The sequence below is a fragment of the Pseudoalteromonas luteoviolacea S2607 genome (assembly GCF_001625575.1).
In the GTDB taxonomy this organism is placed as follows: Bacteria; Pseudomonadota; Gammaproteobacteria; order Enterobacterales; family Alteromonadaceae; genus Pseudoalteromonas; species Pseudoalteromonas luteoviolacea_E.
Genome location: NZ_AUXV01000030.1, coordinates 13,468 through 28,571 on the forward strand (window position 1 = coordinate 13,468; position 15,104 = coordinate 28,571).

A 15,104-nucleotide genomic window follows, 5' to 3' on the forward strand; every position below is an offset into this window, starting at 1 on the left:
TTTTAAGTTATTAAGACTTACTGTCGGTTTCTCAATTTAAATAGCACCCTCCACAAAGTCTTCTTCGGCAACTCCTTGCTCTAGGAAATCAGCCTGCTGTTCTAACGTTGTATTTTCCATAATGTAATCTGCCGTACCACTGATGGTTTTCAGATTGAAAAGCGCTTGCAGTGGCAACTGAACCTGTAACTGCTTTTTCACCTTAGAAACAAGTAACACTGCTAATAAGGAATGGCCACCTAGACTGAAAAAGTCATCGTTAATGCCAATGGTGTCAGGTTCAATTTGTAATATTCCAGCCCAAATGGAGATCAACTTCTCATCTAGTTTATTACGTGGCGCGACATAGACCTGCCCGGAAGCCAAGTTAATGTTCATATTCGCTAGCGACTGCCTATCCACTTTACCATTTGCCAGTAAAGGGACACTGTCAAGAGCAACAAATGCCATCGGCACCATGTACTCAGGAAGCGTCTGTAATAAATGGGCTTTAAGCTCTTCACTGTCCAGTGTGCTCTGAGGCGCATTCGGTACATAAAAAGCAATCAGCTGTTTATTGACCAATCCATCTTCATTTTCTTGGCTCTGGACCACCACCACCGAATTGGCGACGGCTTCATGCTGACCAAGTACAGACTCAATTTCGTCAACCTCTATTCGGAAACCGCGGATCTTAACTTGTGTGTCAATACGCCCTAAATACTCAATGTCGCCATTATCCAACCAGCGAGCTAAGTCGCCAGTTTTGTACATACGACCCTGCTCAGCAAATGGATCAACAACAAACTTTTCCTGTGTTAACTCTGGGCGATTCAGATACCCACGCGCAACACCATCGCCTGCTATATGTAACTCACCAGGTACACCAATAGGTGCAGGGCTCCCCTCACTGTCGAGAATATACACTCTCGTATTATGGAGCGGCTTACCCAGTGCAATACTCGTTGTATTGTGGGTATTCTCCGCAGTTAAAACATCTGACGATATTTTTGAAATCGTCGTTTCAGTCGGCCCGTAATTATTAAATACTGCGCAATCTGGATTCAATGAATTAACCAGATCAACCATTGGTTTAGTTAATGCCTCGCCTGCGAAAATAAGTACTTTCTCTACTTTTAAAATCTGAGTGTCTGACACTTTAAACATTTCAAAGTGAGATGGCGTTATCTTCATACAGTCTATCGGATGATTCTGCATATAGCTATGCAGTTCAATAGGATTATTAACATAATCATCCGCAAACAACGTTAATGTTTTGCTGAACAACATAGGTACATATAGCGCAATGTTACCAAGATCCGATGCAAAAGTAGATACCGCACCAAACGTATCACAACGCTGTAAGTCCATACTTTCAACCACAGAATAGCAGTAATCCACCACCATACCATGTTCTATCATGACACCTTTGGGCTGTCCCGTAGAACCGGAAGTATAAATCACGTATGCGAGGTTATCAGGTTTTACCTGTTCATCCAAACACTGCGTTGTACTGTGCGCGATGATTTCAGCAGGTAGTCCACCGTGTTCGTCTAAAACGATCACCTGAACATCTGCACCAACCAATGACTGTACTTTATCTTTAAACTGTTGCTGAGTGATGACAACTTGAGTTTCGCTGTCCTCAAGCATATACGTTAGTCGCTCAGTCGGGTAACTAGGATCCATCGGTACATATGCACCGCCAGCTTGTAAGATACCCAATAACCCAACCATAGTAGCAAGTGATCTTTCAACACACAATCCCACTAAACTGTCAGGTTTGACACCTTGCAATTGTAAATAACCAGCCAGAGCCAAACTTTGAGCGTGAAGTTCGCTAAAGGTCAGTGCTTTAGTGCCACTTTCAGACACTTCGGTAACCGCAACCTTACCCGGATTCATCGCGGCCTGCTCAGCAAATAACTGATGAATACATTTGTCTTTTGGATAATCCAAAGGATTGCTGTTGTTTTCAATCAGTAGCGCTTGCTGCTCTGCGTCACTGACATAGCGTAGCTGCGCTATGTCAGCATCCGGTTCAGATACGATGGCACGGCACAAAGCCGTAAAGTGCTCGACTAAACGCGCTATAGTTTGCTGTTTGAACAAGGCTGCCTTGTATACAATCATACCATCCAGACCATCGGCGGTCTCGGTGAAATGAACAATCAAATCAAAGCGACTGAAATTTAATTCCAACGGGAAGTCTTGAATGTCATTGTCAGACAATTCCATGGCCACATTGTGTAGTACAAACATCACTTGGAACAGTGGGCTAATACCAATGGTTCTGTCCGGCTGCACCAAATCTACAATTTTCTCAAATGGCGTATCTTGATGCGCATAAGCTTCAAGGCACGTTGTCTTTACTTGCGCCAGTAAAGCGGCGAAAGATGCATCACCCGCCACCTGATCTCGGTACACCAATGTGTTGGCAAACATACCAATTAAGCCTTCCGTTTCTTCATGCTGACGATTCGCAATTGAGCCACCGAAACAAATATCTTCCTGACCGGTATAGCGGTATAGCAAAGCTTTGAAGGCAGCTTGGAGCGTCATATAAAGTGTCGTACTATGGGCTTCTGTCAGTTGATTTAATGCCTTCGTCAATTGCGCATCAATATGGAAAGTTTCCGTTGCCCCATCAAAATTAGGCGCTTTCGGTCTTGGATAATCCGTAGCCAGATTAAGGCGCTCAGGTACTCCAGACAGCTTTTCACGCCAATAGTCCAACTGCTTGTCTAGCAATCCATTCTCTTCCATATACTGTCTTTGCCAAACACTGTAGTCTAGGTATTGGACAGGTAACGTCGGCAGCTCAGGCTTTTGACCTTGCTCAAGTGCTGCCATAATTTGACGGAACTCCTTGATGATCACACTCATTGACCAGCCATCACTGATAATGTGATGCATATTCATGACGAGTATATGCTCGACGTCACTCAGCTTAATGAGCCCACCTCTTATAAGCGGGCCTTTGCCCAGATCGAACGGTGTTGATGCCTCTTGTTGACAAAGTTTTTGAGCCTCTTGTAAACGCATATCCCGATCGGCAATGTGACTTAAGTCGATGCTGGCCAGCGTAAGGTTGAACTGCGCTAAAATCACCTGCTGCACCTTACCATCCACACTCGGGTACAATGTCCGCAAGTTTTCATGACGCGCAATAATGATATTTAGCGCTTGCTCAACTTGTTGCACATCGAGTGTTTGAGCAGCATCACTTTTAATCGTGACCGCACCTGGGATGTTGTAACCGGCACTATCTGGGTCTAACTGATCAATAAACCAGAGGCGTTCCTGCACATAACTCAGCGGTAACGTGCCGTTCAAAGTCTCCCTATCTATCGCGGTGATCTGTGGAACGGCACTCTTTTCTGAAGCCAATATTATGGCGCCAAGCCCAGCAATAGTTTCCTGCTCAAACAAAGTTTTCAAAGGTAACTCTATTGCAAACTGACTGCGGATTTTAGAGATCACTTGCGTTGCTAATAGCGAGTGCCCGCCCAACTCAAAGAAACTGTCATCGACACCAATTTTTTCTACTTCTATGTCGAGCACTTCACCCCAAATGGCCACTAAGGCCGTTTCAGTCTCATTGCGAGGTGCCTGATAACTTTGCTCAGACGTCAAGTTCAAGTCCATAGACTCTAACGCCTGGCGGTTCACTTTGCCATTTGCGGTCAACGGAATTTCAGATAGGCTGATGTACGCTGCAGGCACCATATATTCAGGTAAGTCCAGCCTTAGAGAGGACTTGAGCGCCTGTGTATCTAACTCAACGAGCTGCTCGGCTGTGGTCGATTTGGCCAAGTAGAACGCCACCAAATACTTACTACCTTCATCGCCTCGCGCTACAACCACGCTTTCTTTAATCTCAGGGTGATAGTTCAAGCGAGTCTCAATCTCTCCTGGCTCAATCCGGTAACCGCGCAATTTAACCTGTTGATCCGCTCGGGCAATGTAGCTCAATTGCTGAGACAAGCCGTCATCGCTAGAGACCCACCTAACAAGATCACCGGTTCGATACATACGCGCACCACGATTGTCGTTGAACGGGTCATCCACAAAGCGCGTCGCTGTTAATTCAGGTTGATTTAAATAGCCTCTGGCGACCCCTTCACCACCGATGTATAACTCCCCAGCCACGCCCATCGGCACAGGTGTCTTGTCTTTATCCAATACATACAAGTGTGTATTTGCTATCGCATTGCCCAGTGAAACACGCTCCTCGATTTTACAAGTCGCAGACCAGACCGCAGTTTCTGTCGGGCCATACATGTTCCAAAGCTCAATGTTTTGGCATGCGAGTAATGCGTCTTTGAGCGCACAACTAAGTGACTCTCCGCCGCACAGCGCTTTAAATTTCTGCTTAGGATCCCAGCCATTATTTAAGAGCATTTTCCACGTCGCCGGCGTTGCCTGCATCGTTGTAATATTATGCTCACCAATCAATGTGGCGAGCTGCTCTGGATCGCCGACATCATCTGACGAAGCAATGACGACTTGAGCGCCTGTAATTAACGGTAAATAACACTCCAACACATGAATATCAAAAGATAGCGATGTAACGGCCAGTAACTTATCCTGCTTAGTTAAGCCGGGTTTAACCTGCATGGACGTCAGGAAGTTAGTCGCATTGCGATGCGTCAACATGACACCTTTTGGCTTCCCTGTCGATCCTGACGTGTAAATCACATAGGCAAGGTTGTTGGCCGATAGCCCTAACTCTTGGGTCGCAATATTAGCGGTGTCTAATGTCGATAACTGTGCAGCAAAGGCCTCATCATCAATACAGAAGACTTGATCAATGGCAGAGGTTTGTTGCTGAGCCAATTCAGCCGAGAATAAACCACCTGAAAATAAGTCCACTGTCAGTTTCTCAGCCACACTCTTTTGTGTAATAACCCAACGTACACCAGAGTCGGCCACCATATGTGCCAATCTCGCTCTGGGGTAGGCAGGATCAAGCGGCAGATAGGCACCGCCAGCTTTCATCACGGCCAATACACTCACCAACATTTCTGGTGAACGGTCAACACATACACCCACCACAGAATCAGGTGTGACCCCCTGCTTGACAAGATGGCGAGCAAGTTGGTTAGCACGTTGATTTAGCGCACTATAAGTCAAGCACACATTTTCGAATATTAATGCAGTTGCCTCTGGCTGAGCGGCTACTTGAGCTTCAAATAACTCATGAATACACTGATTGTGAGGGAATTCGCTGGCGACTTTAGAGCTTTTAACTAATCGCAATGTGTCTTGGTAAGACACGGTCTCAGTCAGATCTTGCAACGTCTGACACTGCGCGCCAGAGATGGTCGATAAGATCTCGCCAAAATACGTCAACAATCTGTTTATGGCCGCATCACCATAGCGCTCAGCGCGGTAAGCTAACTCAAAGGACAATTGACTTTGCTGTCCATTATTTTCCGGTAGTACCGTCAGTGTTAAACCATAGTTAGTTTGTTCATCGTTCTGAATATCAGCAACTTGTAGCTGTGAGTCAGCGATGACTTTTTCAATTTCCTGATCAACAGGGTAGTTTTCAAATACCACCAACGTATCAAATAGGTTTCTTTGTCTTTCCGAAAGTTTACTCAATGGGCTCAGAGTCTGAATTTCAGAGAGCGGTAAGAAGCCATGTTCAGCTCGTTCTACGCTGTTCTGATTCAACGCCCTTAACCACTCCCCAATAGACGCATTGCGGTCAATGTTGACCAACACTGGTAAACTATTAATAAATAGCCCCACCATCTGCTCAACACCCACAATTTCGGCGGGGCGCCCCGAGATCGTTTCACCAAATATGACTTGGTCTTCACCACTATAACGGTGCAGTAAATACGCCCAAGCTGCCTGTACCACGGTATTCATCGTTACTTGATGTTGCTTAGCAACACGTTGCAGTTCGGTGTAAGCTTGCGGTGCAAGCGTAATCGTTTGCTTTCTTGCCCCGCAGTTCTGAGGCTCGGCTTGCTCTTCAATGTCAACATGCGTAGCACCAACAGCGCTACTCAAAGTATTTTTCCACCAGTCCCGAGCGTGCGCATGGTTCTGTTGCGCCAGCCAAGAAATATAGCTGCCATATGGCTGTACCGTTGGTAATGATGGCGACAGCAGCTTACCGTCATTGTCCTCTGAAGCTGTCATTTGCTCACACGCCTCAACATATAACGCCATGACTTCTTTGAACACCAGTGGCAGTGACCAACCATCGGTTAACGCATGGTGATTTGACCACACCAAGCACTGTTTCGATTCAGACAGTTTTACTAGTTTGATGCGCATCATGGGCGCGTGTGTGACATCAAACCCTTGCGCTTTATCCTGCTTCACCAAAGCATCGAGCTGTGCCGTTTGCTCAGCATTATCTAGCAATGACAGGTCTAATTCTTCAAAAGGTAATTCAGCCTCTGACAACACCAATTGGTGCGTAAAGTCTTCCGTAAATACCGTGCGATAAACATCATGACGCGCGATAGTGCTGCTCAAAGCCCGTTTCAGAGCACCAATATTCAACAGCCCTGTTAGCGTGACTGACAATTGTGAAACGTATGCGGACGCATCCAAACTGCTATGAAATAACATCCCTTGCTGCATCCCGGTGGTCGCATACACTTTAGTAAGCAATGGGTAAGCCGCTTGCCACGTCGCAATTTTTTCTCGCAACTGCGGTGCCAAATCAGATTGTAACAATAGATCTGCATCGGCGATGTCACTATTCGCATCATGACTGGTTTGCGTATTAACCTCTGCTGCCAGCTTTTCTATCGTCTGGCTTTCAAATAACTGTCGGGTCGTTAATCCAAAGCCTGCTTGGGTTGCACGGTTAACAGCCTGAATTGCCAAAATAGAGTCACCACCTAGCGCAAAGAAATTATCTGTGATGCCCACTTGTTCAATTTTAAGTAGCGCTTGCCAAATTTCACACAGTTTATTTTCTGCTTCAGTGGTCGGCGCAACATATTTTTGTGTGACCAGTTGAGCAGACACATCAATATCTAACAGCGCTTTGCGGTCCACTTTACCATTAGATGTCAAGGGCAGCTGATCTAACCTAACAAATGCCGACGGTACCATATAATCTGGCAACGACTGCTTCAGATACTCTCTCAATGATACAATCACTTGCTCTGCACTCTGTGTAGGGTGCGCCTGTTCACTGCCAGATAAAGTGAAAAATGCCACTAACTTTTTAGGGGTGTCTCGGTCAATAATTGCCACTTCATTGAGCTGTTCGTGTTGTAATAATACCGACTCGATTTCGCTTAACTCAACACGGAAACCACGGATCTTCACCTGTTGGTCAATACGCCCTAGGAACTCTAATTCACCGCATGAATGCTCAGTTTGTGTGCCGGGGATCCAGCGCACCAAATCACCGGTGCGATAGAGGCGATCACGACCTGACGCACCATCAACAAATGGGTTGGTAATAAACTTCTCGGCAGTCAACTCTGGTTGATTTATATAGCCCCTTCCGAGTCCTGCACCAGCGATAAACAATTCGCCAGCAACGCCCACTGGACAAGGCGCGAAATGCTTGTCTAAAACATAATACTGAACATTAGGAATGGCTTGTCCAATCGACATCACCGTATCATTGATATGGCACTGCTTAAAGCTACTTGAAATACTGGTTTCAGTAGGGCCATATACATTGAAAAACTGCGCATGCGCGCCCCACTTATCCACCAGTTCTTGACTGTACTTTTCGCCACCTGCTTCAACCGTTTTAATACTTGGCATCACTGTTGGGTCTAACAATGCGAGCACAGAAGGCGGTACATGTAAGTGCGTTACTTGGGACTTATTCACAACGTCTGTGAGGGTATCTAAGTCCAGTAAATCATCTGCACTTATCAGCCTCAGCGTACCACCTGATGTCAATGCCCCTATCCAATCCTCGGCCCCGGCGTCAAATGCAAACGAGTAATATTGCAAGATGCAAGTATCCTTATCGTACCCAAAGCGCGATTGCATATCTTGGGCAAGATTAACTATTCCAGTGTGTTCGATAAGCACGCCTTTTGGCTTACCTGTCGATCCAGATGTATAGATAACATACGCTAAATTCTCAGCGGTCAAGGGGGTTCCACTGGGGTGCAATGCTTTGTCGATATTTTCTTCAGAATAATCGCCTAGTAACGCTTCACGCATCTCCTCGTCTAATGGCAAAACTTGTTGGTCGTCTAAAGGGAGCTCTGAGAGCAACTCACTTTCGGTTAGTAAGATCTCAACCTTGGAGTCTTCTAGAATGTATTCAATGCGATCTTGTGGGTAACTTGGGTCGATTGGCACATAAGCACCTCCCGCTTTTAGAATACCGAGCTGCCCAATCATCATCTCTAATGAACGTTCGACACAGATCCCCACTAACGTGTCTGGCTTCACGCCCTGTTCAAGCAGATAGTGCGCAACTTGGTTTGCCGCCGCATTCAACTCTGCATAGGTCAACGTTTGTTCAACTGCACTGCGTCCCGTGCTGAAGGAGACAGCGATATCATTCGGTGAACGCGCAGCTTGCACTTCAATGAGCTCATGAATACAAGTATTCTCGGCACTCTGCTCACCTAAATTATGCTCGCTACCAAGCATAACCTGCGACTCTTGTGCAGTTAAAATAGGCAACTGTCCAATGGTTGCTTGCGGTGTTGCAACAATTCCTTTGAGCAACACTTCGAAATGCTGCCCTAACTGTTCTATCGTGGCAGTGTCAAACAATGATGTGGCATACTCCCACACAAACAACATGCCCTGCTCTTCAGTTTCTTCTATTTCAAAAATATCTAAGCTCAAATCTAGCTTTGACACCGCTTGTTCTTGTTCAATCGAGTTAATTGCCAGTTCTGGCAACTCAAATTTACCTACCTCATTGTTTTGTAATGCGAGTTTAACTTGCACCAATGGTGAGTAACTTAAACTACGGTCTAACTGTAATTCATCAACCAGACGTTCAAAGGGCAGTTGTTGATGCTCATAGGCGCCCAGTAGGTAATCTTTGCTGCGCTGTAATAATGTATCAAACGTTGGGTTATCTGATAGATCAGTACGCAACACCAACGTATTAACGAAGAAGCCGACTAATGGAGCCAATTCAGCTTGATCGCGATTGGCAACCGGCGTTCCGACCACGATATCGTCTTCGTTAGAATAGCGACCTAACAAAACAGCATAGGCAGCATTGAGCACCATAAACAGCGTAACATCATATTTTCGTGCTAACTCATGCAACCCTTGCTGGAGCTCTTTACTGATAAATTGACGATGGGTTTGTCCAGCAAAATTCTGGACCGCAGGCCTAGCATGGTCAAGCGGTAAATTATGTACTTCTGGAATATCTTTTAACTGCGCACGCCAAAACTGATAGTTATGCTCTAACACATCGCCTTTGAGCCAGTTATTTTGCCACCAAGCATAGTCTGTATACTGAATTTCTAACTCAGCGAGTGGATTTGGTTGCTTGTCGACGTAAGCTTGATACAAGGCGGTAAACTCTTTAATGATAATGCCTTCAGACCAACCATCCACCGCAATATGATGCATCGTAACAAGCAGTGCGTGTGCATCATCACTGAATTTCAACAGTTTAACTCGAAGCATGAGGTCACGACTTAGGTCAAAGACCTTATCGGTTTCTGTTTGCATATGCTGCAAAGTCGCCTGCTTTTGCTGCTCAGCACTCAAGCCTGGGATCTCAACGACCGGTAACGCCACCTCAAAGTCTTCTGAGATCGTTTGTCTTGCATCGCCAGATACTGTCGTTTGAAAAGTGGTTCTCAGTACATGATGACGTGATACGATGCTCTGGAAAGCATGATTCAATGCATCGATGTCTAGCTTGCCTGATAACTCAAAGCCGCGACACAAGTTGTACTGTGTACTACCTTGCTCAATTTGATCCAAGAGCCACAAGCGCTGCTGATCAAACGAAATCACCATTGGCTCATCGCTCGACTGCTGAACTATTTTTGGTATGTGGCTCGCCGCCGATGTATCAATGACATTCGCCAATCCGCGAATAGTTTGCTCGGTAAATAGTGTTCTAATTGAGATTTCGACGTTCCACTGATTGCGGATCAGCGCAACCAAACGTGCAGCAAGTAGTGAGTGCCCACCCAAGTGGAAAAAGCTACTTGTCACACTGATATCCTGTGCATCGATATCCAACAATGCTTGCCACATAAGACTCAATTGTTGCTCTGTGTCTGATTGCGGTGCGACATACACCTCCGGATCACTAAACTGTGGCGCAGGCAATGCCTGTCGATCCACTTTGCCATTGGGTGTCAATGGAAGCTCACTGAGCTCAACAATTGCAGCCGGTACCATATAACTGGGTAAACACTCTTCCAGGTATGAGCTGAGGTCTTGCGAGACATCACCATGCCCGTCTACCGTTTTAGGAATAACATAAGCAACTAAGTGTGTTGAGTCACCCACAAAGAACACGTGTGCAATCGCGTCGACCACGTTAGGATGCTGCTTTAATACCGACTCGATTTCCTCAAGTTCAATCCGGTGACCACGTACTTTTACCTGAAGATCCGCCCGTCGCATATACTCAAGCGTGCCATCCGCTAACCAACGCACAAGGTCGCCTGTCTTATATAACCTGCCATCCGGTTTGCTAGAAAATGGATCCACCACGAATCGTTCAGCCGTCAACTCAGCTTGATTCAGGTATCCTCTGGAAACACCTTCGCCACCTATATACAACTCGCCAAAACACCCGACCGGAACAGGCTGTAAATGCCTGTCGAGCACGTAACATTGAGTATTCGCTATCGGCGTACCCAAGGAAATTGAGTCATTTACCTCACCGGTTGTTGACCAAACCGTGGTTTCTGTTGGGCCGTACATGTTCCACAGCATAATGTGTGACATGGATACCAACGCATCTTTCAATTCAACACTTAAAGCCTCCCCTCCACAAAGTGCCTTTAGAGGCCGTAAAGGTTGCCACCCGTTCTGCACAAGCATTTTCCAGGTTGCAGGCGTGGCCTGCATTGTGGTGACTTCATGCGTTTCCAATAAGGTCGCTAACTCGTCCGGTGAAGCAAGCGCTTCTGTTGGAGCAATGACCACTTCACCACCACATGCTAACGGAAGGTATAATTCCAAAACATGAATATCAAAAGATAGTGACGTGACGGCCAATAATGTATCTTCTGCGCTACAACTAGGTGCTTTTTGCATCGAACTGATAAAGTTCACCGCATTACGATGCTCAACCATCACCCCTTTAGGTTTACCTGTCGAACCCGATGTATAAATAACGTAAGCAAGATTACTTGCTGTAAGCCCCAGCTGTTCAGTGGGTAGATCCGAGCACGCTTGCTGCGCTAACACGCTTTGCAATGACGCACTATCAATGCATAGGAGGTGCTCTACCGAGAGTGTTTGCTGATAGGCAGTGGTGGTGATCACATACTTCACCCCCGAGTCAGCTACCATGTGAGCCAATCGAGCAGTAGGGTAAGTGGGATCCATTGGTAAGTAAGCACCACCAGATTTCATGATTGCCAAAGTCGCAATCAACATCTCCAATGAACGATCAACACACACACCCACGATCGAGTCTGGCGTCACGCCTTGCTGGACGAGATAATGTGCCAATTGGTTAGCACGCAGGTTCAACTGCTCGTAAGATAGCTGCTCACCTTGATAAGTAGCCGCAATGGCGTGTGGAGTCGCTATCACCTGCTGCTCAAACATGTGATGCAAACAACTGTCATTTGCAAATTCTAACTGGGTGGCATTCCATTCGCGAGTCACTTTCATGGCATCATCGGCATTTAATAAAGGCAACTGACTGATCTGAGTATCTGGCGCCTGAACAATAGATGTCAGAATGACTTCGAAGTGATGCGCCATGCGCTCAATAGTTTCATGCACAAACAGTTCACTGGCATACTGCCACTCTATGTCTAAACCATCTTCCCGCTCGTGCAGCACCAACGTAAGATCATACTGGGCAAATGACGTTGCACTGTGAATTTGCTTCGCATCCACGCCGGCGAGTTTTAGAGGTTCAACATGCTGGTTGTTCAGGATCAACATCACTTGAAACAGCGGACTGTGGCTTAAATCGCGTTCGGGTTGCAGTGCATCAACCAGCTTGGCAAAAGGTGCCTGTTGGTGCGCTTGTGCGCGCAGTGTACGCTCTTTGCTTTGCGCAAGTAATTCAACAAAAGTAGGATCCGCTGACAAGTCTGAACGAAACACAAGGTTATTCATAAATAAGCCAATCAGTGGCGTCAACTCAGATTGCTCTCGATTCGCCACTGGCGAGCCAATGACAATATCTGTTTCACCGGAGTAGCGACCCAAGAAGCTTGCAAATGCGGCATTCATCAGCATAAAGAGCGTCGCATCATGTTTTTGAGCCAATTGATGTAGCGTATCTTGTAATACTGGCGACAAGCGTTGGAATACACTCGCGCCCTTAAAACTTTGTACTGCAGGTCTCGGTTTGTCTAACGCAAGACTATGAACCACAGGTAACTCAGCAAGGTGCTCCGTCCAATAGTCAAGATGCTTGTCCAAGGCATCATCTTTAAGCTGTGTGCGTTGCCAATGGGCATAATCACCGTATTGAATTGCCAATGGTGACAACGGGTTGTCACCCCCCTGCACATACGCCCCATACAGTGCATTGAGCTCCTGAGTGAGTACACCTAACGACCAACCATCAGTCGCAATATGGTGTGTTGTGATCAGTAACACATGAGTCTGTGAGTTGAGCTTTATCAGGGCGGCGCGAAGCATGGTATCTTGTGCAAGGTTAAATACAGTATTGGCTTCAGCAAGTCGTAATTTGGCCACACGCTGCTCTTGCTGTTCAGGTGCTAGCTCTGTGAGATCTATGACTGGTAAGTCAAATGTCGTCGCCCCTTGTACCTGTTGATAAAGTTCACCTTCACTTTCAAAGTAAGTTGTTCTTAAGGCCTGATGTCGCTCGATAATTGATGAAAAGGCTTGTTGTAAAAAGGCCGTGTTTAACTCACCATACAGTTTAAATGAGAACGGTAAGTTATATTGGGCTTGCTCAGACTCGATTTGATTTACCAACCACATACGTTCTTGCGCAAACGATACTGGTATCGCACTTTGTGCTGCTTGTGGCATAATCGTAGACACTTCTGACGTCTGTGCCGCCTCAATGACCTTCGCCAGTTTACGGATTGTATGATTAGTGAAAAAGTCTCGCATGGTGATGTCAACATGCCACTTTTTTTGGATCTGTGAGATTAAGTTTGTCGCCAGTAGTGAATGCCCGCCTAAACTGAGGAAGTTGTCCTCCACGTCAATGCGATCAATCCCAAATACCTCTTGCCATAGTTCACATAATTCAGCTTCCAGCGTGGTCACTGTACCTAACTTAACGTCAGAGTCAGAAGCCTCACCTGTCATTTTACCATCTATTGCTCGGTACAAAGCATCGAGATCTTGTGCCAAATAACGCTTTTTAGATAATGAGCGTTGAATCTTGCCACTTGATGTTCGATTAATACGACCGGCCTTCAAAAACACCACATCAGCCAGTACAACTTCAAACTGCTCAAAAATAGCACTTTTAATTGTTTCACTTGCCAGCTTGTAGTCAAACGCTTTCATTTCGTGACGATTAATTTCAACCAGCAAGACGGCATTCCCATTGTACTCAAAAGCCGCAGCCCCATTTTGATTAAGGCCCGGAAAGACCTGATATGCCAGTTTTTCAAAATCTTGAGGGTAGTAGTTACGGCCTTTAATGATCATGACATCTTTGATACGGCCAGAAATATATAACTCACCTTGATGTATAAAACCGAGATCGCCCGTGCGCAAATAGCAGGCATCATCATGCGCTAATTTTGCTCCGAAGCTGGCATTCGTTTTTTCCTCATCATTCCAATAGCCTTGCGCTAAGCTTGGGCCAGCGAACCAAATTTCACCGACTTCACCCTCTGATAACTCCGTCAACGTGTGCGGTGATACAATTTTCAAATGATGCTCTGGTTGCACATGTCCATGCCCAATCAGAACCTGTTGCTTTTGGTCAATCGGACAAAGTTTTGCCCTGCCTTGCTGAAGATCGTCACTCGCAAAGGCATTGGCTAGATAAGGTGAGGCATGCGTCCCCCCACAGATAAACACTGTTGCCTCTGCCATTCCGTACGCTGGGAAAATCGCAGACTCTTTGAAACCAACGCGAGAAAAGCGCTCACAAAAACGCATTAGCGTGTCCGCATCAAGCGGCTCTGCCGCATTAAAAGCGATACGCCAGCTGGAAAGATCCAATCCAGCCATTTGATGTGGTTTGATACGCTCTAAGCAATGGTCAAATGCAAAATTAGGCGCCCCACCAATAGTACCTTTATATTCGGTAATGGCTGACAGCCAGGTGATCGGATTTTTGATAAAGCGTATCGGAGACATCAACACCGAGTGCGCACCCAAGAAAATAGGCAATAACAGCGTATTGACCAAACCTAAATCATGAAATAGCGGCAACCAGTTACAAAACACATCGTCTTCACCGCAATGTGTCGCCTGTTGTAAGGTTTTTAAATTCGCAATGATATTGCCATGACTTATCACAACCCCTTTTGGAGTGCCTGTAGATCCCGAAGTATATTGTAGAAACGCGACGTCATCTGCTTTAGGCAAAGCAACCAGACTCTCCGCGCCTTCTCCACACAGCTGCTCAAATCCAAGTACTGATAAAGGCGCAAGTTCACCTTCAATTTGAGATTTTAACATCCCATTGGTCAATACTAGATTCGCTTTACAATCGTCTATGACGGTTAACACGCGTCCCGCATGCTTCTTACTTTGCGGCGGATAAAGAGGGACCGCCACAACCCCCGCATACAAACACCCTAAGAACGACTGAATATATTCAAGACCGGGAGGAAACAATAAAACAACTCGAGACCCAGGATCACATTGAGTTTTGAGATATTGCGCGATTGATAGGGCCTTTTGATGCAGTTCACTGAAGCTTATCTGAAAGGTTTCACCGTTATCTTCAATAAAGGTAAAAGCCTCTTCATTCGTTTTTGATTGCGCATGAACTGCGAGAAAGTCGTAGATAGTTTCCATACAAGCACCTTAGCTTTTATAATTCT

General features: G+C 46.0%; 1 protein-coding gene. It reads right to left on the reverse strand.

What is annotated here, in order from left to right:
* Window positions 1–36: 36 nt before the first annotated feature.
* A complete protein-coding gene (locus N480_RS14910; RefSeq protein ID WP_063373277.1) occupies window positions 37–15,078 on the reverse strand; it encodes a non-ribosomal peptide synthetase in 15,042 nt (5,013 codons plus the stop codon).
* Between the last annotated feature and the right edge of the window lie 26 nt (window positions 15,079–15,104).